Here is a 26,022-nt window from a genome sequence, read left to right on the forward strand (position 1 = left end):
GCCCCGCTCGCCCCGGGCGGCGGGCCGCAGCTCAGCGCGGGGGCGATCGCCAGGCCGGTGGCCCCGGCGGCGTACTCCTTCAAACGGCGGGTGAGCGCGAGCAGTTGCGCCGGGCCGGGGCGCGGCCCGTCCGCATCCACCCCGGCCCGGGCGAGCACCTCCTCCGAGGCCAGCAGGGCGAACCCGGCTCCGCGCCCCTCCCCGAGCCGGTCCCGCCGGTAGCGGGCGGGGTCGACCAGGCGCAGCAGCCCGAGGGCCCGCTCGGCGGCCAGATCCGCCGGCAGCAGGTCCAGGACGCGCAGCCCCTCCCGCTCGGCGTGCGCACAGGCGGCGAGGAAGGTTGCCGCGTCGGCCTCGACCCCTGCAGCGGTGAGCAGCCGCCATCCGGCGGCGCGGGGCACGCCGGTCGCCGTGGCCGGTGCGGACGGCAGCACCGGCAGCGCCCGCAGGCGACGGCCGGCCCGGACCGTGCCCGCACCGAGCGCGGCCAGCAGCACCACCGAGGTCCACGGGACCCGGGGGAGCGGGGGAGGCGTCATATCAGCTTCTCCAACCGGTCGGCCGCGGCGGCGGCTCCGCCCGCCGCGGCGAATGAGGCCTGTATCCGACGGGCGGACCGGCGGGGGCCCGGCTCGTCCAGCACGGCCGTGAGCGCGTCGCGCAGTTCCTCGGCCCGGGTCCTGCCGAACCGCAGCCGCACCCCGGCCCCGGCCTCCACGACCTGGCGGGCCACGACGGGCTGGTCGTCGCGGATCGGGGCGACCACCAGCGGCAGACCGAACGCGAGGGCCTCGCATACCGTGTTGTGGCCGCCGTGGCAGACCACGGCGTCCAGATGGGGCAGCAGGTCCAGCTGCGGCACCCGCTCCTGCAGCAGCAGGTCCCCCGGCGCGGACCCGATCAGCGCGGGGGGCGCCGCCAGCACCAGCTGCACGTCCTCGGCGAGGTGTTCGGCGGCGCCGAGCACCGCCCCGTAGAACCGGCCGCCGGCCTGCTGGTTGAGGGTGCCCAGGGACACCAGCACGCGTCGGCGCGCCGGATCGAGCCGCTGCCAGGGGAATCCGGGAGCGGCCGGACGGGCGCCGAAGGCCGGGCCGACGAAGGCGTAGTGCGGCGGGAACCCCTCGGCCGGGCCGACGAGTTCCGGGGTGGAGAAGACCAGGACGAGCCGGTCGGAGAACCGCGGGTCCCAGCCGGATCCCGCCGCACCGTACTCGGCGAGCAGGCCGTGGATCTGCTCCGCGACCCACTCTCCGACCTTCGGGAAGTCCGCGAAGGGCCGGGTGAGTTCCGCCGAGGTGCTGGCCGACGTCGCCCAGGGGATCCCGAGCCGTTCGGCGACCAGCGGTCCGGCCAGGGCCTGCTGGTCGGCGACCAGCACGTCCGGCTCGAAGGCGCGGACGGCGTCGGCCACGCCCGGTACCATCGCCCGCGCCAGCGGCACCAGCGCCTCCTCCCACAGGAACCGCAGCGCCGCGACCCCGCGCAGATCGCGCCAGCGGGCGTGCAGCGCCGTGTAGCCGCCGCCCGCCTCCTCGCCGGCCGGCAGGATCCGCGCCTGCGCCGGCAGCAGCCGGGCCAGTACCCCGCAGGGCCCGGTCCAGGCGACCTCGTGCCCCCGAGCAGTCAGTTCGGCGCCGACCGCCACCGTCGGATTGACGTGCCCAGCCAGCGGCGGAACCGTGAACAGCACCCTCATGGCACCAGCGCTCCCGCCCGGGGGACCCGGCTGTCCCGGGTGCCCCGCGCCTGCCGGGCCGTAGGCCGAGGCAGGCCCGCCGACGCGTCGAGATGGGCCAGCACGGCCTCCCGCAGCACTCCGCTGGTCTCCTTCAGCACGTCGTGCCCCAGACCCGGCAGGATCCGCAGCGCCCCGTGCGGCGCGTGCAGGGCCAGTTCCCGTGCTCCCGGGACCAGTTCCGAGTGTTCGCCGCACACGATCAGCAGGGGGCAGCGCAGCCGCGCGTAGTCGGCCGGGGTGAAGGTGCGGCCCGCCGCCATGTCGTCGATGAGCGAGGTGCGGTTGAGCAGGTCGTCGGCGATCGCCGTGAGGTTGGCGGCCTTGCGCAGCCGCAGGGAGCGCAGTTCGGCCGGGACGGGACTGTCCTCCAGGCTGAGCGCGGCCGCCGACAGGGTGTCCACCATGTTCTCCACCCAGGCCCCGCTGAGCGGGGGCTCGAGGAGGGTCAGCCCCGCGACGAGACCGGGCCGGGCGAGCGCCGCGTGCAGGGCGAGGGTGCCCCCGTAGCTGTTGCCGACCAGGTGCACCGGCCGGTCGCCCAGACCCAGCGCGCCGAGCAGGGCGAAAAGGTCCCGTACGGCGGTGCGGCTGTCATAGCCCGCGGCCGGCCGCTCGCTGCGGCCGTGCCCGCGCAGGTCGTACAGGACGGCCTCGTGGCCGGCCCGGGCCACCGGCACCGCCAGCGGGCAGTAGAAGGAGGACAGGTTGTCGACGGCCAGGCCGTGCAGGAAGACCACCACGGGCCGGTCGGGGCGGGCTGCCTCGGCGGTGGCCGGCAGCCGCTGGACGTGGAAGCGCAGCGAGTTGGCGAGGACGAAGGCCATGGCGCGCTCAGCCCGCGGAGCCGGCCGGGGCGGTCCCCGAGCGGGCGAGGGAGGCACGGGTGATCCGGCCGATGTGCGTGACGAGGTCGCCCACGGACATGGCGAGGATGGCGTCCATGTCCTTCTCCGCCAGGAAGTCCATCAGGTCCACCTCGGCGCCGTAGCGGTGGCGCAGGAGCTCGGCGAGGGCGACGAACTCGACGCTCTCCAGCGCGAGGTCCTCGTTGAACGTCGTCTTCATCGTGACCTCCTCCGCGAGGAGGTACTCGTCGCCGACGATCTCCACGAGCATTCCGGTGATCTCGGCGAGGATGTCAGGTGCCATGACGGGTCTCCGTGAGGTGGAAGGGGACGGGGGAGGGCGCCGCCGTCGCGTGAGCGGTCCAGGCGACGACGTGGGGCTGCGGATCGGTGGGGAGCAGGGCGGTGCGCACCGGGTACGGGTGGCCGCCGGGGGAGCGCACGAGCAGCGCGCCGGATTCCGGGTCCTCGGTGACGCGCCAGTCCCGGGGGCGGCCGCCGAGTCCGCTGCCCTCGGCCTTGGCCGCGGCCTCCTTGGCGCACCACACGGCGGTCAGGGCGGCCGGCAGGCCGGCGCCCTCGCAGGCGGCCAGCCGCTGCGCGAGCCGCAGTTCCTCCGGTCCGAGGGCGATCCGGACCAGCGCGTCGGGGTCGGCGGTGACCTGCTCCACGTCGATGCCGACCGCGCGGGCGGGGTGCGCGAGGGCGACCGCGATCCGGTCCTTGTGGGCGATGGACAGCCGCAGGCCCCGGGCGAGCGGACCCCCGGCGAGCGGCCGGCCGGCGGAGTCGTTGCCGATCGGCACCTCCGCGGGGAACACCGGCCCGGCCCCGGCCTCCCACAGCAGGCCGCGCAGCGCGTCCTTGGCGGCGATCCGGCCGAGCAGCCAGGGCGCCCGGGCGCGCGGCGACAGCCGCTCGTACGCCGCCCGCTCGGCGGCGCCGAGGTAGCGGCGCATCACCAGCTCCTGCGAGGCGGGATCGGTCCACCGGCGGCGGGCCAGGCACCAGCCCTCCGGCTGCGGCTCGCCGATGCCGCACACCTCCGGGGTGAACTTCATCGGCCAGACCCGCTCGTCGGCCCCGAACCGGCGGTAGGTCCACCCCTCGATCCGGGCCCACACCTCGCCGGTGGCCCGGCGCAGCTCCAGGTCACCGCGCACGGTGGTGTCGCGCACCTCCCGGATCCGGGCCGTGGCGTGGACCAGGGCCGAGGCGGCCGGCGGGGGCCCGGCGAAGCGGATGCGGTCCACGGTGGCGGGGAACACCAACCGGTCGACCGGCAGCCGCAGTTGCATCCAGTGCCCGAAGAGCTGACCGGCGGCGTCGAGCAGCGCCCCGGGGTCGGGGAGCGCCCGCAGGACCCCTTCGATGCCGTCCGAAGCGACGGTGCGCACCTCGTGCACGGCGGCGAACCGCGGCCCGTGGAACATCCACCGGTCCCGGTAGAGGGCCTCGGCGCTGACGGGGGCCGGCGCCGGATCGCGCAGGGGCGTGGTGTCGGGCGCGGGCGGCCGCGCGTACCGCTCGCCGAGCAGCACGACCACCGAGGCGTAGGGGCCGAGGGTGACCCGCGCCCGGCCGGGGCCGTCGCCCCGGACGCCGACCTCGACGTCGACGGCCGGTTCGACGGCCAGCCAGCGCAGCGCCCGTACGTCCTCGTACCCGACGACGTGGAGACCGGGCGGGGCGTGCCGCAGTGCGGCCTCGGCGGCCAGCTCCAGCATGGTGGTCATGGGGACGACGGGGAACCGGTCGGATTCCTCGGGCCAGTCGTCGGGCTGGAGGTAGACGCAGTGGTCCCGTACGTACGGGAGCGTGGCCAGGGACAGGTGCAGGCGTTCCTTCCCCGCCCTTCCCGGGCCGCCGTTGGCCGGGCCCGGCGCGGGCGCCGCGGCCGGGCGCCGCACGGCCGACCAGGCCTCCGTGACGCTCCGGGCGGCAGCGCCCGTGTCGGCGAGCACCGCGTCCAGGGCGGACAGCAGGACCGGCCGGGGGCCGGGCTCCGGGGGTGTCCCCGGTGCGCCTGCCCGGCGTGGGGTGCCCGGTGCGCCCGGTGCGCCCGGTGAGCCGGGTGCGCCCGGGGTCCCGGGTGTGCCCGCTCGGTCCGGTGTGCCCGGGGTCCCGGGTGTGCCCGCTCGGCCCGGTGTCTCCGGGGTTCCAGGTGTGCCCGGTACCGGCGGCGCCAGCAGGCCGCGCAGCGCGGCCCTGGCCTCCTCGCCGATCCGGACCAGCGGCGAGCCGAGGTCCAGCGGCACGCTGCGGCCGGCGGCCGGACGGGGTGCGCCCGGGGGCCCGCCGGCCGGGGCGGCTGCGGGGCCCGCCGCCGTCGCCCCGCCGGCCGCGGGGCCCGCTGCGGCCGCCGGCTCGGCCAGCCGGTCCCAGCGCGGCGCACGGCCCTCCGCCCAGAGCGCGGCGCACGCGCGGCGCAGCGCCGCCACGCCGCCGAGCCGGGGGGAGGAGACGGACACCGACAGGTGCGGGTGCTCGCGCAGGGTGTCCTCGACGAAACCCGCCAGGCTGCCGGGGCCCAGCGTGACGAAGGAGCGCACGCCCTCCTCCTCGTAGAGGCGCAGGGTCAGTTCGCGGAAGCGGACCGGCTCCAGCAGGTGGCGGATGACCAACTCCCGTACGCCACCGGGGTCGGAGGGGAACGGCGCACAGGTCGTGGCCGACCAGACGGGCAGGGAGCCGGCCCGCAGCGGAAGTCGCGCGAAAGCGGCCCGGACCTGGCCGAGATAGGGCTCCCACATCGGGGTGTGGAAGCCCGAACGGAACGGCAGTTCCTGCCCGAGCACTCCGTCGGCGCGCAACCGGGCCACCACGGAGGCCACCTCCCCCGGTTCTCCGCAGATCACCGACTGGTGCGGGCAGTTGTCGTGGCTGACCACCACCCGGTCCACCCCGTGCAGGGCCGCCTCCGCCCGCCGGGCACCGCAGCCCAGTGCCGCGTAGACGAGGTCCGGGACCCGCAGGTCGTCCGGCCGCAGGGAGCCGAGGAAGGTGTCGGCCGCCTCCTTCGGGTACATGCCGGCGGCGACCATCGCCGCCCACTCGCCCAGGCTGTGGCCCGCCAGTACGTCGGCCTCGATGCCGAGGCAGGGCAGGACCTCGGCGAAGAAGCGGCCGGTCGTGATCGCGTCCAGGGCCCGTTCGACCAGCGACGAGCCGCGGGTGAGCTGCGGTTGGGCCAGACCCAGCCGGTCCGCCACGTCGTCGAGGACCGGCGCGAACTCCGGCTCCAGGCCCGGGAACAGGAACGCGATCCGGCCGCCCAGCGGCTCCGGGGCGAACCACACGTCCCCCCGTCCCCGCCAGGGACGGCCGCGCGCCACCGCCTTCGCGGCGAGCGCGAGGCGCTGGGGCGTGGGCCCGACCACCGCCAGCCGGCACGGCCCGGAACCGCCCGACGTGGCAGTTCCCGAGGCCAGCAGGGCGGACAACTCCGCCGGGCTGTCCGCCGCGAGCCGCAGTACGTCTTCCCGGGCGCGGGCCGGACCCATCGGTACGGCGGCGGCTCCCAGCGGCAGGAAGCGCCGCGCCGGAGCGGCCGGCCGGCCGGCGCCGGGAGCCTCCTCCAGCACCACGTGCGCGTTGATCCCGCCGAAGCCGAACGCGTTGACCCCCGCCCGGCGGGGCGACGGTCCGCGCTCCCACGGCTCCGCCGCCGTCACCGGGCGCATCCGCGTCGCGGCCAGGTCCGGGTGCGGCTCCTCCAGGTGCAGCGTCGGCGGCAGCACGCCCTCGTGCACCGCGAGGGCGGCCTTGATGAGGCCGGCCATGCCGGAGGCCTGCATCGTGTGGCCGAGCATCGACTTCACCGAACCGAAGCCGATCCCCCGTCCCCCCACCTCGGGCGGCCCGAACACCTGGGCGAGGGTGTCGAGTTCAGCCGCGTCACCCACCGGCGTCCCCGTGCCGTGCGCCTCCAGCAGGCCCAGCGCGCCCGGGGCCCGCGGATCCAGCCCGGCCTCCCGCCAGGCCCGCTCCAGGGCCCGTACCTGCCCCGCGACCAGGGGGCTCATCAGGCTCACCGCCCGGCCGTCCCCGGCCACCCCCGTCCCGCGGATCACCGCGTAGACGCGGTCGCCGTCCCGCTCCGCGTCGGCGAGCCGCTTCAGCAGCACCACCCCGGTGCCCTCGGAGAGCAGGGTCCCGTCCGCCCGCCGGTCGAAGGGCCGGATCCGCTCGCTCGGGCTCAGCGCCCGCAGCTGCGTGAACACGCTCCACAGCGTCGCGATGTGGCAGTGGTGCACGGCCCCCGCGACCACAGCGTCGCAGCGGCCGCCCGCCAGCAGACCGACCGCCTGGTCCACCGCCAGCAGCGAGGAGGCGCAGGCCGCGTCCAGGGTGTAGGCGGGGCCGCGGAAGTCCAGCCGGTTCGCCGTGCGGGCGGCGGTGAAGCTCGGCACCAGGCCGATCGAGGCGTCCGGACGCTCCGGTCCCAGCGCCTCCTGGAAGGCGGTGCGCACCCGGGCGATCCGCCGCTCGCCGAGCTCCGGCGCGAGCTCCCGCAGGGTCTGCGCCAACTGGTGTGCGGTGCGCACCCGCTGGTCCAGCCGGGCCGTGGCCACACCCATGAAGCCGCCGCGCCCCAGCACCACCCCGATCCGGGACCGGTCGGCCGGCAGCCGGGCCTCGCCGCCCGCGTCCGCGACGGCCTCGGCCGTCGCGTGCAGGGCCAGCATCTGATCGGGCTCGGCCCCCTCCACGGCGGCCGGCATGATCCCGAACCGGGTCGGGTCGAAGGCGGCCAGGCCGTCGACGAACCCGCCGCGCCGGCAGTAGAAGCGGTCGCCCGCAGCCGGCCCTGCGGCGCCCGCCGGGTCGTAGTACACCTCGGGGTCCCAACGCCCCGGCGGGACCTCGCGGATGGAGTCCGTACCGGCCATGAGGTTGCGCCGGTAGGCGGCCAGGTCGGCGGCGCCGGGGAACACCGCGCCCATTCCGACGATCGCCGCGTCGGTCGGACGCGGGCCGCGCCGCTGCCGCTCACTCATCGCTGCCGGCCCCCTCCGCCATCAGGACCACCTGGACGTCGCTCCCGTGCGCCAGTTCGTCCAGGAACGCGGCGGTACCCGCCTCGGGTGCGATGAGCGGGATGCCGCGCCGGGCGTACGCGCGCTCCAGCTCGGGCGTCACCATCCCGCCCGCATCCGCCGCCCACGGCCCCCAGTCCACGGACAGCACCCGGCCCGGGAAGGACTCCGCCCAGGTGCGCGCCAGACCGTCGAGGGCGTCGTTGGCCGCCGCGTAGTCGCACTGGCCGCGGTTCCCGTAGACCCCGGCGACGCTGCCGAACAGGGCCAGGAACCGGGGTGCGGGCCCCGGCCCGTGCTCGGCGGCCGCGGCGGCCAGGTGCCGGGCCCCCGCCACCTTGGTCGTGAACACCTCGGCGAAGTCCGCCGGCTGCTTGTCGCGCAGCAGGCCGTCACGCAGCACCCCCGCGCCGTGCACGATGCCGTCCAGCCGGCCGTGCCGGGCGCGCACGTCCGCCACCACGGCCCGTACGGCCCCCTCGTCCGTGACGTCCGCGCAGTGGTAGCGGACGGAGGCCGCGGCCGTCGCCAGGGCCGCCAGCGTGGCCCGTACCTCGCGAGCGGCCAGGATCCTCGAAGCGGCCGCCTCGATCTCGGCGGGCGTCCGCAGCCCCGTGGCGATCAGCGCGGCGCGCAGCGCCACCCGGTCGGTGGCCTGCCCGAACCCGTCCGGCTCCGGCGCGGGTTCGGGGGTGCGCCCGAGGAGTTCCACGTGGCAGCCGGTGGCGCGGGCCAGCGCGAGCGCGGTCCGGGCGGTGATCCCGCGGGCCCCGCCGGTGAGCAGGACCACCGAGCCGGGGCCGAGCGGCGGGCCGTCCCCGGCCGGGGCGAGCGGAGCGGGCACCGGGCGGCGGGTGACGCGGAGCGCCTCGGCCGTGTAGCCGACCGAGGCCGGCCCGTCCGCCGCCCCGCAGCGCAGTTCGGCGAGGAGCTGGGCGGCGATCTGTTCGGCGGCCTCCTTGGGGTGCACGTCCACGGCGCGGACCAGCGCCCCGGGGAACTCGAGGGCGGCGCTGCGCGCGAAGCCGTGCAGACCGGCGCCGGGGGTACCGGTCGCGGTGACGAGCAGCAGCCGGGGCGTCCCGCCGGTCAGCGTGCGCCGCAGCCCGGGGAAGACCTGGGGGAGGACGGGCTCGGCGCCGGTCCGCAGGGCGGTCAGGTCCACGATCCCGTCGTAGCCGGGCCCGGCTTCGGTGAGCGGGTGCGGCTCGGCCCCGTACGCGCGCAAGGCCGCGCAGAGGGCCGGGGCGAGGCCCTGTCCGTCCTCGACGACCCCGATCCGCAGGTCGCGCAGGGCCTCCGGGTCCCCGGCGGGCACCGGGAGGGGGACGGTGTCCACCCGCAGCCGGGCCACCGGTACCACGGCGGACTCCGCTCCGGGCGTCACGGCGGACCCCGCTTCCGGCGTCACGGCGGATCCCGCTTCCGGTGCCGCGCCTGCTCGTGCCGCCCGTTCCGGTTCCGCTACCGGGGCTGCTCCGCGGACGGGTTCGGAGGCGGGGTCGGGGTCGAGTTCGGAGGCGGGGTCAGGTTCCGGTTCCGGTTCCCCGGTGCGGGAGGTGACCCAGTCCACGATCCCGCGCAGCGTCTTGATCCGGGACAGTTCCTCGACCGCGGACTCGGCGGATCCGCCCGGGTCCTGGGGCAGCCCGATCCGGTCGGCCAGGGCGCCGATGATCTCGACCCGCTTGATGGAGTCGATGGACAGGTCCGCCTCCAGGTCCAGCCCGGGGTCGAGCATGTCCCTCGGGTATCCGGTCCGGGTGTGGACGATCTCCAGGACCGCCTCCATGACCTCTTCCGCGGACCGGACCGCCCGGGCGCCGTCCGCCGGCGCCGGGAGCAGGTCGCCGGACGGCGCCGCGCCCGGGCCCTCGGCCTCGGGCCACGCGTCGTGGGCGGTTCCCGGCGGGAGGACCGGCCGGGCCTCGGCCCACGGGTCGGCCGTGCCCGCCCGGAGGTCCGGGCGCGGCGCACCCGGGGATGCGCCCAGGTAGCCCAGCAGGACCTCCCGCTGCGCCTCGACCAGCTCACGGGTGCCCCGGAGGTACTCCAGCACCGCCCGCTCACGCGGGTCGGCGCCCGGAGCCGGGGCCGGACCCGAAACGGCACGGGCACCCGTATCCATGGAGACACCCGCACCCGCACCCGCACCCGCACCCGCACCCGCACCCGAGGCCGCCCCCTGCACCACGGCCGGAGGCACCCGGCGGGCGGGCCGCAGGCCACCGGCCACCGGGGCACCGTCGGCGGTGCGCACCAGGTGGCCGTCCACCAGCCAGCCCGGCCGGCGCGGGGCGCGGTCGGGCAGGGCGCACGTCCGGCCGCGGAACAGCGCCTCCGGCGCCACCGGCACGCCCGCCGCCGCCAGTTCGGCCAGCGCCGTGACGAGCCGGACCAGGCCGTGCTCGCCCGGCACGTCCAGCGGGACCACCGTGTGCGGCCGCTCGCCGAGGATCCGGGAGGTCAGCCCGGACAGGACCCGGCCGGGCCCCGCCTCCACGAACGTGCGGACCCCGGCCGCGTACATCGCCTCCACCTGCTCCACGAACCGGACCGGCTCCGCGACCTGGCGTGCGGCAAGGCTCCGTACCCCTTCGGCGTCGGCCGGGTACGGGGCGGCCGTGGTGTTCGACCAGACGGGGATGCCCGGCGCGGACACGTCCGTCCGCGCCAGCTCGGCGGCGAGGGCGCTCGCCGCTCCGGAGACCACCTCGCTGTGGAACGCGCAGGCCACGGGCAGCGGTTCGGCCGACAGACCCGCCTCGCGCAGCGCCGCGACGGCCGCCGACACGGCCTGCGTCGGTCCCGAGATCACGCACTGCCGGGGGGAGTTGTGGTTCGCGACCACGCACCCGGCCCGCTCGGCGGTCTCCCGTACCTCCTGCGGCGCGGCCGACACCGCTGCCATCGATCCCGGATCCGCTCCGGCGGCCGCCAGGATCGCCTCGGCCCGGCGGGCACTCAGCCGCAGCAGGTCCTCCGTGTCATAGGCCCCGGCCGCCCAGAGCGCGGTGATCTCCCCGTACGAGTGCCCGGCCACGCAGTCCGGCCGGACGCCGAGGCCGGTCAGCAGCCGGTGCGCCGCCGCTCCGGTCAGTCCGAGCGCGGGTTGGGCCACCCGGGTGTCGGTGACCGCCGCCCGCTGGGCGGCCCGCCCCTGCGCGGTGAAGGCCGTCGGCGGGAACACCGCCGAGACCACCGGAGCCGCCGCCGCGTCCAGGAGCCCGCGCAGGGCCGGGAAGGCCATGAACAACTCACCGAGCATCCCGGGGCGTTGGCTGCCCTGGCCGGGGAACAGGAACGCGACCCGACCCGGATCGGCCGACTCCTCCCGTACGTGGACCCCCGGGCCCGCGGTGAAGGCCCGGGCCTGCTCCAGCCGGGCCGCCAGCTCGTCCGGGCCGGCGGCGACGACCGCGACGTGCACCGGGCCGGAGCCGGTGGCCGCCGCCTCCGCCGCGAGGTCGCGCAGGGGCCACGGCTGCCCTGCCGCGTCGTTCTCCTCCAGCCTGGCGGCGAGCCGCGCCATCGACCGGCCCGCCGCCCGCCGGTCCTCGCCGCGGAAGCAGAACAGTTCGGCCGGCCACTCCTCCAGGCCGTGGCGCGGCTCGTCGGCGCCCGCGTAACCGGTGAGAATGGCGTGGTAGTTGGTTCCGCCGAAGCCGAAGGCGCTCACCCCGGCGATCCGCCGCTGCGGGGGCGCCGCCCAGGGTCGCGCCTCGGTGTCGAAGGCGAAGGGGCTGCTCTCGGGCCGCCAGGCCGGGTTCGGCGCGTCGATGTGCAGCGTCGGCGGCCGCACGCCCGCATGGACCGCCCGGGCGGCCTTGATCAGCCCGGCCAGCCCGGCCGCGCACTTGGTGTGCCCGAGCTGCGATTTCACCGAGCCCAGCGCGCACGAGCCCGCAGCCGCCCCGTGCGCGGTGAACAGCTCGCTCAGCACCGCCAGTTCGGTGCTGTCGCCGACCACCGTGCCGGTGCCGTGCGCCTCGACGAGGCCCACCTGGCCGGGGGAGACGCCCGCCCGGGTGTAGGCCCGCTCCAGCGCGCGTCGCTGCCCCTCCGGCCGGGGCGCGGTGAGCCCGAGGGACCGGCCGTCGCTGGACGCGCCGACCGCCTTGATCACCGCGTACACCCGGTCGCCGTCCCGCTCCGCGTCCGCGAGCCGCTTGAGCACCAGCGCCCCCACGCCTTCGCCGAGCGCGATCCCGTCGGCTGCCGCGTCGAAGGGCCGGCAGCGCCCGGTGGGGGACAGGGCGCGCACGGAGGCGAACATCAGGTAGTCGTTGATGCCGTTGTGCACGTCCGCCCCGCCGCAGATGACCATGTCGCTGTCCAGGTCGCGCAGTTGGCGGCAGGCCAGGTCCAGCGCGGCGAGCGAGGAGGCGCAGGCCGCGTCGACCGTGCAGTTCGCGCCGCCGAGGTCGAGGCGGTTGGCGACCCGGCCGGCGATCACGTTGGCGAGGATCCCGGGGAAGGAGTCCTCGGTGAGCCGCGGCAGTTGACCGTCCAGCTCGGCCGGCAGCTCGCCCAGGTAGGCGGGGTGCAGGGCGCGCAGCCCGTAGGCGCCCGCCAGTTCGGTGCCCGCCTCGGCGCCGAAGACCACGGAGGTCCGGGTCCGGTCGAACTCGCGGCCCTTGCCGTATCCGGCGTCGCCGAGGGCCCGCGCCGAGATCTCCAGGGCCAGCAGCTGGACCGGTTCGATCCCGGAGAGCGAGGCGGGCGGGATGCCGTGCGCGAGGGCGTCGAAGGGCACCGGGCCGAGGAAGCCGCCCCAGCGGGAGGGGGTGCGCTCACCGGCCCGGGCCGGGTCGGGGTCGTAGTACAGCTCGGGGTCCCAGCGTTCGGCCGGCACCTCGGTCACCGCGTCCGCCCCGGACAGGATCCGCGCCCAGTAGGAGGCCAGATCGGGGGCGCCCGGATAGGCGCAGGCCATTCCGACGATGGCGATGTCGAGGGGGTCCGCGGCCGGGGCCGGCTCGGCGGCGGCCGCGGCGAACTCCCGGGCCCGCCGCTCCAGCAGCTCGGTCGCCCCCTCGGTGACCTCGGCGTGCAGTGCGGCGACCGTCGTGGTCCCCGCGTGAAGGGTGGCGGCCTGCCCGAGCATGAACAGGCCGTCCGCGTAGTGCCGTTCGGCGTCCACGGCCTCCAGGGCCGCGCCGTCGGCCCCGCGCCGAAGTCCCTTCGCCGCGATCCGCAGCCGCCCCAGGTTCAGCCGCTCGAGCTCCTCCCACACGGCGCGCGGCTCGGCGCCGCTGTCCGTGAGGCGCCGCCGGGTCGCCTCGAAGGTCTCGGCGTACGGGGTGGCCGCGCACCGGGTCGCGTGCCCGGGTGCGGTGTGCAGGAGCACGGTGTCCGCGCACTCCACGGCCACCCGCTGGAAGCCCTCCAGCACCGCGCCCGCCGCCACGGCCTCCTCGGTGAACAGGTAGGCGGTGCCCATCAACACGCCGACCCTGGCCCCGCGTTCGGCAAGTGGCGCGGCGGCCGCCACCGCCATCGCGGCGGAGCGCGCGTCGTGGATCCCGCCCGCGAACAGCACGTCCAGGGCTGCGGGTTCGGGGCAGGACAGCAGCAGCTCGATCTGCTCCTCCCACAGCGGGAACGAGGCGCGCGGACCGACGTGGCCGCCGCACTCCAGCCCTTCGAACACGAACCGCCGCGCGCCCTCCGCGAGATACCGCTCCAGCAGCCCCGGCGAGGGCACGTGCAGGTGGGTCCGGATGCCGGCGGCCTCCAGCGGGGCCGCCTGCGCCGGAGTGCCGCCCGCGATGATCGCGTACGGGGGGCGGGCCTCGGCCACGGCGGCCAGCTGCTCCTTGCGGAGCTCGGCCGGGGCGAAGCCGAGCAGGCCCACGCCCCAGGGGCGGTTTCCGAGCCGCTCGGCGCTCTCGGCCAGCAGCCTGCGCACGTCCGGGCCCTCCATCACGGCGAGGGCCAGGTACGGGACCCCGTCCGCGGCCGCCACCGCCTCGGCGAAGGCCGCCTTGTCGCTCACCCGGGTCATCGGACCCTGGGCGACGGGCAGCGGCCGGGCCAGTGGCCGGGCCCGCACGGCAGCGGCCAGGTGCCCGGCAACGGCCGCCCGGACCGCCTGGAGCACCCCGCCGGCCGTCCGGTGCCGCGCAGCCAGCCGGGCGGCCGCGGCCGCGTCCTGTCCGACGGGCAGCAGCTGGGTCCGCAGGTCCCGGGCACCCAGCAGGGCCGGCACCGGCCCCTCGGGAAGGGGCAAGTCGGGGCGCGCGAAGACCCGGTGCCCGTCGGCCAGCCGGGTCTCGGAGCCGTCCATCGCCCGCAGCGCCGCGACCACGTCCGCGGGCAGGCCCGCCTCGCCCTCGGCCGTCAGCGCGAGCTGTACGTCGAGCAGCACGCCCGCCGCCCCGCCCGCCACGGCCGCGGCCGCCGTGTGCGGCCCGATGCCGCCGTAGGCGCGCACCGGCACCCCGGCCCAGGGGGCCGAAGGGTCGCCGAGCAGCTGCTGGAGCAGCACGAAGGTCGTCGTTTCGCCCACCCGGCCGCCGGCCTCGTGGCCCTTGGCGACCAGCGCGTCCGCCCCGGCGGCCACGGCGGCCCCGGCCTCGGCGCGGCTGGTGACCTCGGCCCACACCCGGGGCCGCCCGGCCGCCGCGGCCCAGGCGGCCACCTGCTCGGGGGTGTGGGCCGCCGGCTCTGCGAGCAGGACGGTGTCCACCGCGGGCGGCAGCTCCCCGGGGCCGAGCGGGCACCCTGCGGGCACCCGCACCCCGTACCGCCCGCCGCCGCTGCCCGCGCCGTCACTCCCGGCGCCCCTGCCCGCGCCGTCACTCCCGGCGCCGCCGCCGCTCCGCACGTCGTCATCCCCGGCTCCGCCGCCGCCGAGCCGGTGGGCCAGCTCCGCGAAGGCCCGCCGCGCGGCGGCCGGGTCCCGCCCGAGGTCGAGCAGACCGAGGGCGCCGGCGCGCTCGGCGGCGATCACGATCCGCGGATGGGGTTCCTCGAACGGGGTCACCGCGACGACCAGATCGCGGACGGCGGCGGACTGCGGGGGATGGGGGGTCACGGGCGCTCCTCTTCCAATGCTGTGTGACATGGCGCAGTACAGAGCGGAAGAACGGAAGAAAGTGAGAACGGGGATGCGTCGGTCTCGCACATCGGCCGGGCGGCCCGCCACCGGTACGGCGGGCTTGAGCAGTGGTCAAACACCCTCACGCCGCGATGCATCGTGCGGGGGCCGTCTCGCACTGTCAACAGCCATGCGGAATACGATGCTTCGCGTTATCGGCCTGCGCGGACGACCCGGCACGCACCCCGGGCGGGCCCCCGCCGCGCCTCCGCCGAGCCGCTGGCCTGGGGCGATTCCCGCGCGACCGGCCGGGCCGGGCCGCGCGGGCCGTGGCGGCACATCCCCGCGGGCATGCCGCACCGGCATGCCTCACCGCCGACCGGGCATCAACGCCGCGCCGGGCCCGGCCGGTTGTTCACCCGACGAGCCCTTACAGGTACGGCCTCGCGCGGTTACCGTCCGGTCATGACCCCCACTCTCGCGCAGCTCCGCTACCTCGTCGCCGTCGCCGACTGCCGGTCCATCACCGGCGCCGCCGCTTCGGTGTTCGTCGCCCAGTCCGCCCTGTCCCGGGCCGTGCAGGCCATGGAACGCGACCTGGGCGTGGAACTCCTGGCCCGCCGGGGAAGGGGGGTGGACCTCACGCCGGAGGGGGCCCGGGTCGTCCGGCTGGCCCGCACCGTGCTCAACGCGGTGGAGGCCATCGACGACATAGGGACCCCGCACGGCAAGAACGCCCGTGGCGCTCTCGCCCTCGTCACCACGCCCACCCTGGCCCTCGATCTCGCATCCGACCTGGTCGCGGCCTTCACCGAGCGGCATCCCGGGGTGGACGTCCGGCTCCAGCAGTACGACAGCCGGGAGGCCCTGGTCGAGGAACTGACCCAAGGGCGGTCCGAGCTGGCCCTCGTCGACCTGCCCATCGACCAGGAGCTGTCCACCCACTTCATCCAGGAGCGCGAGGTCGTGCTGATCTCTCCGCTCGGCTCCAGGCTGCCGCATCCGCTGCCGTTCCGGATGCTGGACGGCCTGCCGATGGTGCTGCCCACGCCGGGGACCGGCCGGCGCACCGAGATGGAGGCCATGTTCAGCTGCCTCGGCGTACGGCCCGTGCCCGCCCTCGAGGTCGACGAGCGCCTCGCCTGGGTGACGGGCGTGACCGACGGCCGAGGATCCCTCATCTGGTACCGGGACGTGGTGCTGCGAGCCTTCGGAAGCCGGGCGGAGATACGTTCCTTCACGCCGCCCCTGCTGCGTCCGGTGGGCATCGCGCACGCCCGGCGCCCCCTCAGCCGCGCGGCCCGCGCCTTCATCGCCCACGCCGGGCACAAGGCGCCCGTACGGGAGCCGGTGCGCTGACCGAAGCATGCCGATCCGGCATTGAACGATGCTCGAAGGGGAGGCGATGTGGCCTGGTGCCACCGACTGACGTCCCATCACATTGTGGGCATGTCCCGAGCCCTCGCACCCCGTCGGGCCGCCGCCGCCCTCGCGACCGCGGCCCTCGCCACGATCCTGCCCGCCGTCGCCTGGATGACCAGCGCCAGCGCCACGGCTTCCACTGCCGCGGCCTCCACCGGCCCGGCCCCGCCCGCCGCGACGTCCGCCGACGCCCTCGCGCCGGAGCGTGCGTGCACCCTGCCCGGCGGCCTGGCCGAACAGAGCGGCCTCGCCATGAGCCACCGCCACCCGGGCGTCGTCTACGCCGTCAACGACAGCGGCAACACCAACCAGGTCTTCGCGATCGACTGCACCGCCGCCACCGGCCGGCTCGTGGCCACGCTCACCGTCTCGGGCGCCGGCAACACCGACTGGGAGGCCCTGGCGATCGGCAAGGACGCCGCGGGCGGCCCGACGATCCTGGTCGGTGACATCGGGGACAACTTCAGCGGCCGCGCGGAGATCTCCGTGCACGCCTTCGCGGAGCCCGAGCAGCTCGCCAACGCCACGGTGACGCCGGTGACCTACCGGTTCGCCTACGCGGACGGCAAGCACGACGCCGAGTCCCTGCTCGCCGACCCCGGCACCGGCAGGATCTACGTCGCCAGCAAACTCATCGGTTCCGCGGGCCAGTTGTACCAGGCCCCGCTGCCCCCGGTGGCCGGACAGGTCAACACCCTGACCGCGGTCCGGCCGGGCCCGGTCTTCGCCACCGACGGGGCGTTCTCGCCGACGGGCGCCTCATACACCCTGCGCAGCGGCGGGCCGCTGGGGGCCAACACGGCCTCGGTGTACGGCACCTCGGGGGCCAAGCTGGCGGACGTCGCCCTGCCCGCCCAATCGCAGGGCGAGACGGTGACCTACGCCGACTGCGCGAACCTGCTCGTCGGATCGGAGAACGACACCCAGATCTGGCGCGTCCCCCTGCCCCCGGAGGCCACCCCGGGATGCGGCACCACCCCGACGCCGACCCCCACGCCGACCCCGACCCCGACCCCCACGCCGACCCCGACCCCGACCCCCACGCCGACCCCGACCCCGACCCCGACGCCCACCCCCACCCCCACCCCCACCCCCACTCCGACCCCCACACCCGGTGGTCTCAAGCTCGCCAACCCCGGTCCGCAGACCTGCAAGTTCAACCAGTCCTGCACCATCCAGCTCACCGCTACGGGAGGCAAGCCCCCCGTCCGCTACGCCGCCACCGGCCTGCCGTGGGGCCTGAGCCTCGACGGTTCCACCGGACGCATCACCGGCAAGCCCTGGGGCAGCGGGACCCTCCAGGTCACCGCCACCGCGACCGACTCCACGGGGGGCACGGCCGGAACGGCCTTCGCGCTCACCGTCACCTGGTTCTGAGCACGGCGGGGCGGACTTGTGCAACCGGCCCCGCCAGCCGCACTGTTGAGCGAGTTCCGCACACCAGGTCAGGAGAACCGGCTTGTCGTCCCCCCTCTCGTCCGCCCCGCTCACCCCGCACGCCTCGGACACCCCGCACGTGATCGACCCCGCCGGCGGCTGCCCGCACGCCCTCAACGCCCGCCTGCGCACCCAGGGCGCGGTGGCGCAGGTCGAGCTGCCCGGCGGGGTGCCCGGCGCGGTCGTGCTGGGGCACGAGGCGCTGAAGGAGTTCCTCGCCCACCCCGACGTGGCAAAGGACGCCCGGCACTTCCCGGCCCTGCACGACGGCACCATCCCCCCGGACTGGCCGTTGCGGGTCTTCGCCAACGCCCAGGGCATGCACACCGCCGACGGTGACGACCACCGCCGGCTGCGCGCGCTGGTCGGCAAGGCCTTCACCGCCCGCCAGGTGGAACGGCTGCGCCCGCGCGTCGAGGAGCTGACCGCCGGGCTCCTCGACGACCTGGAGCGCGCCGCGGCCCGGTCCCCCGACGGGACGGCCGACCTGCGCACCCACGTCGCCCTGCCCCTCCCGATGAGCGTCATCTGCGAGCTGCTCGGTGTGGATCCCGAGCACCGCGGCCGGCTGCACGACCTTTCCCACACGGTGATCATCGCGACCGACACCGCCCCGGCCGAGGTGATGGCGGCCGTACGCGAACTCGTCGAGCTGATCGGCACCATCGCGGCCACGCGCCGCCAGAGCCCCGGCGAGGACCTCACCAGCGCCCTCATCGCGGCCCGGGAGGACGACGGGGACCGGCTCAGCGAGGCCGAACTCGTCGGCACCATGCGGCTGATGCTCGTCGCGGGCCACGAGACCACCCTCAACCTCATCAGCAACGCGGTCCGCGCCCTGTGCACCCACCGCGACCAGCTCGCCCTCGTCCTCGAGGGGAAGGCCGGCTGGTCGGACGTGGTGGACGAGACCCTGCGCTGGGACGGCCCGGTCAGCTGGTTCCCCTTCCGCTACCCCACCCGTGACCTGACCGTCGGCGGAACCGTGATCCCGCAGGGCACCCCCGTCCTCGCCGGCTACACCGCGGCCGGCCGGGACGAGGCTTTCCACGGCCCGGACGCCGACCGCTTCGACGTCACCCGCCCCACCGCCGCCCGCAACCTGTCCTTCGGGCACGGAGCCCACTACTGCGTCGGCGCCCCGCTCGCCCGGCTGGAGGCCACCATCGCCCTGGAACGGCTCTTCACCCGCTTCCCCGAGCTGGACCTCGCGGTCCCCGAGGGTGAACTCCCGCACCAGCGCAGCTTCATCGGCAACAGCGTGGAGGCCCTGCCGGTCCGCCTGACCCGCGCCACTGCTCCGGACGCGTCCTAGTGTTCTGACCGGACGGGTTCACCGCCTCACGAAAGCCGGGCACGCACCTCGCCGCGGCGGCGGAAGAAGGCGGTCCGGGGCGCCCTCACGGGCCCGGCGCGACGCGTACCGTCACCGCGTGCCATCCGGTCGCCCCGTCGGGCAGCGTCCCGACGCGCTCCCCGGTCTGGACGGCGCCGGTCCCGTCCGTGGCGCGGACCTCCAGGGTGTGCGAGCCGGCGGTCGCCTCCCACGGCCACACCCACTGCCGCCAGGTGTCGACGCCGTCCGCGTCGCCGAGCCGGGCCTCGTGCCAGGGGCCGCCGTCCACCCGTACCTCGACCCGCTCGATGCCCCGGTGCTGCGCCCACGCCACCCCCGCGACCGCGACCCGGCCCGGGGCGAGCGCCGCGTACGAGCGCGGGGTGTCGATCCTCGACTGCGTCTTGACCGGGGCGCGCGCCGCCCAGGATCGGCGCACCCAGTAGGCGTCGTACGCGGCGAAGGTGGTCAGGCGCAGCTCGCGCAGCCACTTGCAGGCGGAGACGTACCCGTACAGGCCGGGTACGACCATCCGGACGGGGAACCCGTGTGCGAAGGGCAGCGGCTCTCCGTTCATCCCGACGGCCAGCAGCGCTTCCCGGCCGTCCATGACCGTCTCGACCGGTGTGCCGATCGTCATGCCGTCCACCGAGCGCGCCACCAGCTGGTCGGCGGGGCCGCCCGCGGACGGCGGCCGCACCCCCGCCTCGCGGAGCAGGTCGGCGAGGCGGACGCCGAGCCAGCGGGCGTTGCCCGCGTACGGGCCGCCGACCTCGTTGGAGACACAGGTGAGGGTGATGTCGTGCTCGACCAGGGGGCGGGCGAGCAACTCCCGCAGGTCGAGGGTCAGCGGCCTGGCCACCCCCTCCCCGTGGATGCGCAGCCGCCAGGTATCGGCGTCCACGCGCGGCACCACCAGCGCCGTGTCCACGCGGTAGAAGACCCGGTTCGGGGTGAGGAAGGGGGAGAGGCCGGCAACGCGGAGGTCGGCGCCGGCGGGCACCGGCGGCGCGGGCACGGTGGGCCGGGGGAGCCGGAAGCGGGCCCGGGAGGCCGTCGCACCGGCGGAGCCGTAGGCGCCGAGGCGCCGTCCGGCGAGGGCCGCTCCGGCCGAGGCCGCGAGCGTGGCGGCGACCAGCCGGGCGAAGCCGCGGCGGTCCATCGCCCAGGCGCCACCGGGCGGTGAATCCGACGGGCGGGGCCGTCGTACCGCGGTCACCAGCAGCCACAGCACCCCGGCCGCGGCCAGCCCGGCCGCCACCGACGGCAGGGCGTCCCGCCAGCCCGCCTCCGGCCGGCCGAGTGCGGCCGCCGCCCCCAGCAGGCCGAACCCGCCCGCGACGGCGATCCCCGCGGGGAGGCGGCGCAGCGCCAGCAGCCCCGCCCCGACGGCGAGCGATGCCAGAACCAGGAGGATGCCGAACGTCAGCACCCATTTGTCGGCGGTGCCGAACTGGCGGATCGCCCACTCCCTGACCGCCGTGGGCGTGGCGTCGACCAGGGCCCCGCCGACCGCGGTCACCGGGGAGGACTCGGGCCGGACGGCCGCCGCCGCGAGGTCGCCGACGGCCAGCCCCGCGGCCGCCGCCACCACCCCGCTGAGGGCGCCGAGCAGCCGCTGCCGACGCTTCCGGTCTGCTGTCACAGGGCCAGTGTGACCCGGCCCCGCCCGCTCCGCGCTCCTCGCAGCGCACTCGCCGCGTCCCGCGCCACCGGGCCCGCGCCCCCCGCGTCCTGCGCCACGGACCCCGCGTCCCGCGCCACGGGCCCGCGCCCTGCGCCCCTGGCCGGCCGTCGGCCCGTGCGCGGATCCTGCCGGGGCCGCTGCCGTCCGTCAGTGCACCGGCGCCGGCGGGACCCAGCGCCCGGTGCGGGGCGGCTTGACCCCGTACTCGGTCTTCAGCTCCTCCGGGATGGCGTGGTGCATCACCCGGCCCCGCGTCAGCGAGGACAGCTCGAAACCGGACAGCAGCGAGCCGGCCTTGTCGAGCGCCCACTCCGCGTAGGGGCTGCTGTCCTCGATCGTCTCCAGCAGGCCGAGGAACACGGGGACGGCCTTCGCCGCCGTGTCCCAGGGGGTGCGCGGGATCTCCAGCCAGTCGCCGATGGTGTCGCCGACGAGGTAGCGGACGGTGGCGGGCACCATCGGGTCGAAGAAGGTGCCGGGGACCACGTCCTCGTACATCCGCATCAGCTGCGCGTTGAGGCGGACCCCCTCGGGCGAGGGGCCGAGGTTGCGCAGGAGGTAGAGGTCGCAGTAGTCGCGGGCCTCGGCGAGGGTCTGGGGGACGGCCGACATGTCGCAGCCCAGCATGGCGCCCACGACCCGCCAGGCGTAGAAGTAGGCCTCCGCGCCGTCCTCGCTCATGTGGATGCCGAGCTGGTGCATGGCATCGAGCACCAGCAGCGAGAAGCAGATCTGACCGCCGATCATGTCTTCCTGGCAGATGGGCAGTCCGTCTTTCTCGACGTCCCAGTGGCCGCCGTGGCGCAGGTGGTGGCGGACCGCCGCGTGCAGCAGCCGCACCTTCTGCGCGGCCGGGATGAACTTGCTGCCCTCCGCGAAGGAGTCGGTCTGCATGAGGTAGGTGACGAACTGCCCGGTGTTCGCCATCCGCCGCGAGGGGTACGCGAGGGAGTGCGTCGAGGAGAGCAGCCGCGAAAGCCTCGGGATGGCGTAGGTCGCGGGCATGGCGGCGAAGGACAGCCCGGTGTTGATGTGGGCCGCGTTGTCCATGAAGAACAGCCGGGCCTGCTCCATGACGTCCCAGTCCACCCAGGCGGGGGGCATGGCGGTCGCCTCGAAATAGGCGCGCGCCGAGGCGGGGAGCTGGTCGGGCAGCGCGTCGCCGACGGTGGTGAAGAACCGCATCAGGGTGTTGAGGTCGCCGACCTCCTTGCGGTGGAACATCGCGGCGACGGTCTCGTCGGCGAGTGGATCGCCCTGGGTGCGCAGGGCGTCGAGGGCGGCGTCGTCGTAACGGGTCGCCGACGGGGCGCTCTTGGTGGTGTTCACTTCGGTCGTCCTTCTCGTGTCGTGGGGTGCGGGACCGGCCGGGCCGGTGCGGTGATCGCGGGCTACAGCGAGCGCTCGGCCGCGGTGCCGGCCAGTTCGTGCAGCGCGGACCGTGCCTCCGCGGGCATCGGTACGGTGTCCAACCCGCCGGTGGCCCGGACGATGCGCTCGCGGATCATGTCCTCGACCTGCCGGCGGGCTCCGCACCGCTCCATCACCTCGCGGACGGACCCTGCTTCCTCGGGCCCCAGCTCGGGATTGCCGACCAGCTTGGCCAGCAGCCGCCGCTCGTCCGGGTCGGCCGCCGCCACCGTGAGCGCGAGCAGCGCGGTGGGCTTGGCGTCCCGCAGGTCGTCGAGGTTCGACTTGCCGGTCCTGGCCGGGTCGCCGAAAGTACCCAGCAGGTCGTCGCGCAGCTGGAAGGCCTCGCCGAGCGGGAGCCCGTACGCGGAGAAGGCGTCCAGGAGGGCGCGGGAGCCGCCGCCGAGGGTGGCGCCCAGGTGCAGCGGCCGCTCCACCGTGTACTTGGCCGTCTTGTAGCGGGCGACCTCCAGGGACTCCGACACCTGCGGTTCCCGGGCCGGCTTCGCGTCGGTGCGCAGTACCTCCAGGAATTCGCCCGCCATCGTCTCGCGGAGCAGGGTGGACCAGAGCGGCACCGTCCGCGCGAGGTAGGCCCCGGGCAGCCCGCAGGAGGTGAAGACGTGCCCCGCGTAGCCCATCAGCAGATCGCCGAGGATCATCGCGAGCGCGGTGGAGCGCTGTCCGGCGGCGGCGAACGCGGCGTGCGCCGTGGGCTGTCCGTGCCGCGTACGGCTGCCGTCGATGATGTCGTCATGGGTGCAGGCCGCCGCGTGCACGAGCTCCATCGCGGCCGCGGCCCGGATCACTCCTTCGCAGTCGGGCTGGCCCGCCGCCCGCCACCCCCAGTACAGGAACGCGGCCCGGATGCGCTTGCCGCGCGCCAGCGAGCGGCGCAACTGGTCGGACAGCGGGGCAAGTTCGGCGTGCAGGCCGAGCAGGGCCCGCTCCTCCTCGTCGGCCAGCCGGACCAGCACCTCGTCGATGCGCTCCTTGAAGCCGGTGTGGTCATGCACAGGGGCGGCCCTCGGCGGCGACGCGCTCGGCGGCCCGCCGCGCCATGGTCTCCAGGTAATTCTCGTTGCCGACGCCCGCCCGGCGGGTGGCCAGTTCCCCGCGCTTGCGCAGCTCCACCACCCCGTCGGTGAGCAGCTCCCGCAGGTCGGAGCGGCGCATCACCTGCTGCGCCAGGTCGGCGGACTGCCGCAGCTGGTCGAGGGCCAGATCGGCCACCCCGGCGGCGAGCAGCGCCACGAACTCCAGGGGTGCGGCGGCCGGGGAGCTGTTCGCGGGCCGTTCCTGCTGCGGCGCCTCCTGCTGCGGCCCCTCGTGCCGGGGCCGGCCCTGCGCGGATTGCTCGTGTTCGGTCTGGGACATGTGCGGTGAACTCCTGGTCGCGTCCTGCCGTCATGGCATCGGAAGGGGCGACCGCCGGATCGCTCCGATGGCCGCCCCTGATCGTTTCCGGGCCAGTGAACCCAGTGACGCTCCCGCGGATCGCTCCACCGGCAGGGTTCTCCCCCGCACGGGTAGCGAGATTCCCACGGGCGGGTGACGATCACGGCATGGTTCATCGTCACCGCGGTCGGTGGTGTACGTCAGCCGGCCGCCGCCGGCAAGGCGGCGGCGATCGCGGCGGCCAGCGCGTGCGGGTCCCCGCTCGGCCGGACCGGGTGCCGGGTGGTCCGCCGGGCCCACTCCTCCTCGAAGGCGTGCCAGTCGATCGCCCGCGGGGCGCTGCGCGAGACCAGTGCCTCCTCCAGCGAATCGAAGTACGCCTTCCACCGGCGGGCGTACAACTCCGTCACCAGGCCGCTCCATTCGCGGTTCGCGTAGTCGTGCAGGAAGCCGCCCTCGCTCGTGGCGCGGCGCCCCCACACGCTCAGGATCGAGCGGGCGTCGTACTCGTACCGGTCCTGTTCGGCCGTGTCGGCGCCCTTCGAGCGCGCCCCGGCGAGCCACCTGCCGAGCAGGAAGTTCGGATCGGATCCGGTGACCGCGTCCAACTTCCGTTCCGCGTCGCGCCATTCGGTGGTCAGCTCGCGGAAGCGGGCCAGGTCCCGGGCCTCGTACGCCGCCTTGATCTTCGGGAGCAGCACCCGCGAGTGGTTGGCGAGCGCCTGCCGGGCGGTGTCCACCAGGTCGAAGCGGTAGGCGCTGGAGGTGCGCAGCCGCGGATCGACGCGGAGCAGGTGGTCCAGCGCCCGGCGGACCGAACCGGCCGGGTAGCGCATGGACCTGGGGCTCCAGTACGCCGCTCCGGCCGCGGTCAGGCTCGGCCGGGCGGTGAACAGGCTGTCCTGAGACTCCGACCACAGCCCCGACGAGGTGCTGTACGGTCCCTTGCGCAGCTCCTCCCAGGCGGCGGCGGCCTCGGCGTCGGGCCGGCCGTAGCGGCGGGCCGCGAAACCGGCGAACCACTGCCGCTGGTCGACCGGACCCGGTTCCCAGGCCAGGTCGGTGAACAGGTCGAAGGCGGCCGGATTGGTGCCGGTGCCCTCCGGCAGGTACGCGATCCCGGCGAGGGCGCTGTTGCTCTTGGCCCGCCAGGGCCCGAACCGCTCCAGCCACACGGAGGTGTTCGCCCCGATCGTGGTGTGCCCGCCGAAGTTGTAGATGGTGCCCATCGCGTACGGGACGCCACCCCAGCGGGCCTCCCGGTCCAAACGGTTGTAGCGGTCGGACAGCCCGTCCAGGATCAGCACCTTCGATGTGTCCACCCCGGCGAGGAGCTCCGCGGTCGGGTCGTCCTGCCAGCCCAGCACGGCCCACAGCGCACCGGGGTGGGCGGCGTGCAGGGCGGACTGGATGGCCCCGGCGGCGGACTTCACGTCGACCGAGCCCGTCTGGCCGCCCTCGTGCAGCGGGCTCATCCGGTACATCGTGCTGTCCCCGAACACCGCACGCTGCTCCGCGTAGTAGGCGGCGGCGAGCTTCGGGAAGGCCGCGGAGCCCGGATCCAGCCAGTCCGGGCGCTCGAACCCCGCCCAGTCGCCCTGCGGCACGGTGGCGGACCCCGGATTCCGGGCGGCGAAACCCGGCGGCACGGTGCCGAAGTAGCCGGGCAGCACCGGGGTCATGCCGAGCCCGCGCAGCTGCTGCGCGATCCGTCCGCCCAGCTCGGCGCGCTCCCGCATCAGCCGTTCGGAGACCGGCCCGCCGAAGCCGCTGAGGTTCTGCAGGAGCCACCAGCTCTGGTGGGCGGGCCCGGGGATCCACTCCCGCAGCTCTTCGGCGGAGTAGCCGAAGCCCTGGAGCGCCCGGTAGTACGGGTACTCGGCGCCGACCTGTACGAACACCTCGTTGATGCCGTGCAGGGCGAGCAGGTCGATCTGCCGCTGGTGCTCCTCGAAGGTGCGGTACGGGCCGGAGTACCCGTCGTCGGTGTCGTTGAGGGCGTACCGGTGGGGCACGAGCGCGCTGCGGGTGACCGGCGCGGCGACGCCCGGCAGCTCGGCGGGCAGCATGCCGATGCTGTCGCCGGGCCAGCCGATGTCCGCCCCGGCGACGTGCTGGAGGTACCAGCCGACACCGGTGAGCAGGGTGGCTCCGGTGCTGCCGCGCACGGTGATCGCACCGGGCGTCCCGGACACGGTGAAGGTGTCGGCGCCGCCGGCCGTCCCGGGCACGAGGGTGAACTGCCGGGCGTGGCGCGGGAGCAGCCGCTCCAGGGCGGCCCGCGCGGGCGCGATGTCGAAGTCCCCGGGACGCGCCGCGCCGGCCCGTGCCCCCGCGGGCGTGTCGGGCTGCGCTCCGGCCGGCGTGTCGGGCCGCGTGTCCGTCCGTACCCCGGCCCGGGCGTCGGGTCGTACCCCGGTCCGCACGTCCGTCCGTACCTCGGCCCGTGCGGGCGGTCCGGCCGCCGGGGCGGCCGCTCCGGGGGCAGCCGCCGCCCCGAGCAGGGCGAGCAGCACCGCGGGGACGGCGGCGCGCGCGACCGGCCGGGAGACGGCCGGCCGCCGGGACCGCCCCGCGGGGGGCGGCTCGGGCGGGGATCCGCGCTCGAGCAGGGCGCGGGACGGTGGCGTGCGGGGCGGCGTGTGCGACGGTCGTGTCATCCTCG

The 26,022-nt window shown here is 76.1% G+C and carries 13 protein-coding genes and 1 pseudogene; 3 read left to right on the top strand and 11 right to left on the bottom strand.

Going from position 1 to position 26,022, the window contains the following annotated elements:
* The 6 genes and pseudogenes from AB0D44_RS27735 to AB0D44_RS27760 form a co-directional block, all read right to left on the bottom strand.
* Positions 1-539 (bottom strand): annotated as a pseudogene (locus tag AB0D44_RS27735) (class I SAM-dependent methyltransferase); the annotation flags it as partial.
* Positions 536-1,699 carry a nucleotide disphospho-sugar-binding domain-containing protein gene (locus AB0D44_RS27740; RefSeq protein ID WP_362595816.1) on the bottom strand — a complete coding sequence of 388 codons (1,164 nt, stop codon included), beginning with the start codon at positions 1,697-1,699 and terminating at the stop codon, positions 536-538. The gene AB0D44_RS27740 and the pseudogene AB0D44_RS27735, both read right to left, overlap by 4 nt.
* On the bottom strand, positions 1,696-2,565 hold the full coding sequence (locus AB0D44_RS27745) for an alpha/beta fold hydrolase (RefSeq protein WP_362595818.1): 870 nt from the start codon (positions 2,563-2,565) through the stop codon (positions 1,696-1,698). The genes AB0D44_RS27740 and AB0D44_RS27745 overlap by 4 nt, the downstream gene beginning before the upstream one ends.
* Positions 2,566-2,572: 7 nt before the next feature.
* Positions 2,573-2,890 (bottom strand): acyl carrier protein, encoded by a 318-nt coding sequence (locus tag AB0D44_RS27750; RefSeq protein WP_362595820.1) that lies wholly within the window; start codon positions 2,888-2,890, stop codon positions 2,573-2,575.
* The gene (locus AB0D44_RS27755) at positions 2,880-7,586 is read right to left on the bottom strand and encodes a beta-ketoacyl synthase N-terminal-like domain-containing protein (protein ID WP_362595822.1); all 4,707 of its coding nucleotides are present in this window, start codon (positions 7,584-7,586) and stop codon (positions 2,880-2,882) included. The genes AB0D44_RS27750 and AB0D44_RS27755 overlap by 11 nt, the downstream gene beginning before the upstream one ends.
* The gene (locus tag AB0D44_RS27760; protein ID WP_362595824.1) at positions 7,579-14,664 is read right to left on the bottom strand and encodes an SDR family NAD(P)-dependent oxidoreductase; all 7,086 of its coding nucleotides are present in this window, start codon (positions 14,662-14,664) and stop codon (positions 7,579-7,581) included. The genes AB0D44_RS27755 and AB0D44_RS27760 overlap by 8 nt, the downstream gene beginning before the upstream one ends.
* Positions 14,665-15,132: 468 nt before the next feature.
* Here AB0D44_RS27760 and AB0D44_RS27765 point away from each other — a divergent pair, with 468 nt between their 5' ends.
* The 3 genes from AB0D44_RS27765 (at position 15,133) to AB0D44_RS27775 (ending at position 18,841) form a co-directional block, all read left to right on the top strand.
* Positions 15,133-16,026 carry a LysR family transcriptional regulator gene (locus tag AB0D44_RS27765; protein WP_362595826.1) on the top strand — a complete coding sequence of 298 codons (894 nt, stop codon included), beginning with the start codon at positions 15,133-15,135 and terminating at the stop codon, positions 16,024-16,026.
* A gap of 90 nt (positions 16,027-16,116) precedes the next feature.
* The gene (locus tag AB0D44_RS27770) at positions 16,117-17,466 is read left to right on the top strand and encodes an Ig domain-containing protein (RefSeq protein WP_362595828.1); all 1,350 of its coding nucleotides are present in this window, start codon (positions 16,117-16,119) and stop codon (positions 17,464-17,466) included.
* Positions 17,467-17,548: 82 nt separating this feature from the next.
* Positions 17,549-18,841 carry a cytochrome P450 gene (locus AB0D44_RS27775; RefSeq protein WP_362595830.1) on the top strand — a complete coding sequence of 431 codons (1,293 nt, stop codon included), beginning with the start codon at positions 17,549-17,551 and terminating at the stop codon, positions 18,839-18,841.
* An 85-nt stretch (positions 18,842-18,926) separates the two neighbouring features.
* Here the strand turns inward: AB0D44_RS27775 and AB0D44_RS27780 are convergent, their stop codons facing one another.
* The 5 genes from AB0D44_RS27780 to AB0D44_RS27800 all read right to left on the bottom strand — a co-directional run bounded on the left by AB0D44_RS27780 (position 18,927) and on the right by AB0D44_RS27800 (position 26,017).
* Positions 18,927-20,507: a molybdopterin-dependent oxidoreductase gene (locus tag AB0D44_RS27780; RefSeq protein ID WP_362595832.1), complete on the bottom strand. Its 1,581-nt coding sequence runs from the start codon at positions 20,505-20,507 to the stop codon at positions 18,927-18,929.
* Positions 20,508-20,696: 189 nt separating this feature from the next.
* Positions 20,697-21,878 (bottom strand): oxygenase MpaB family protein, encoded by a 1,182-nt coding sequence (locus tag AB0D44_RS27785; protein ID WP_362595834.1) that lies wholly within the window; start codon positions 21,876-21,878, stop codon positions 20,697-20,699.
* A gap of 62 nt (positions 21,879-21,940) precedes the next feature.
* Complete coding sequence (locus AB0D44_RS27790) at positions 21,941-22,975, bottom strand: polyprenyl synthetase family protein (RefSeq protein ID WP_362595836.1); 1,035 nt, start codon at positions 22,973-22,975, stop codon at positions 21,941-21,943.
* The gene (locus tag AB0D44_RS27795; protein WP_362595838.1) at positions 22,968-23,336 is read right to left on the bottom strand and encodes a hypothetical protein; all 369 of its coding nucleotides are present in this window, start codon (positions 23,334-23,336) and stop codon (positions 22,968-22,970) included. The genes AB0D44_RS27790 and AB0D44_RS27795 overlap by 8 nt, the downstream gene beginning before the upstream one ends.
* A gap of 221 nt (positions 23,337-23,557) precedes the next feature.
* Positions 23,558-26,017 carry an alpha-N-acetylglucosaminidase gene (locus AB0D44_RS27800; RefSeq protein ID WP_362595840.1) on the bottom strand — a complete coding sequence of 820 codons (2,460 nt, stop codon included), beginning with the start codon at positions 26,015-26,017 and terminating at the stop codon, positions 23,558-23,560.
* Positions 26,018-26,022 lie beyond the last annotated feature (5 nt).

This window comes from Streptomyces sp. NPDC048349, assembly GCF_040651925.1.
Classification (GTDB): Bacteria; Actinomycetota; Actinomycetes; order Streptomycetales; family Streptomycetaceae; genus Streptomyces.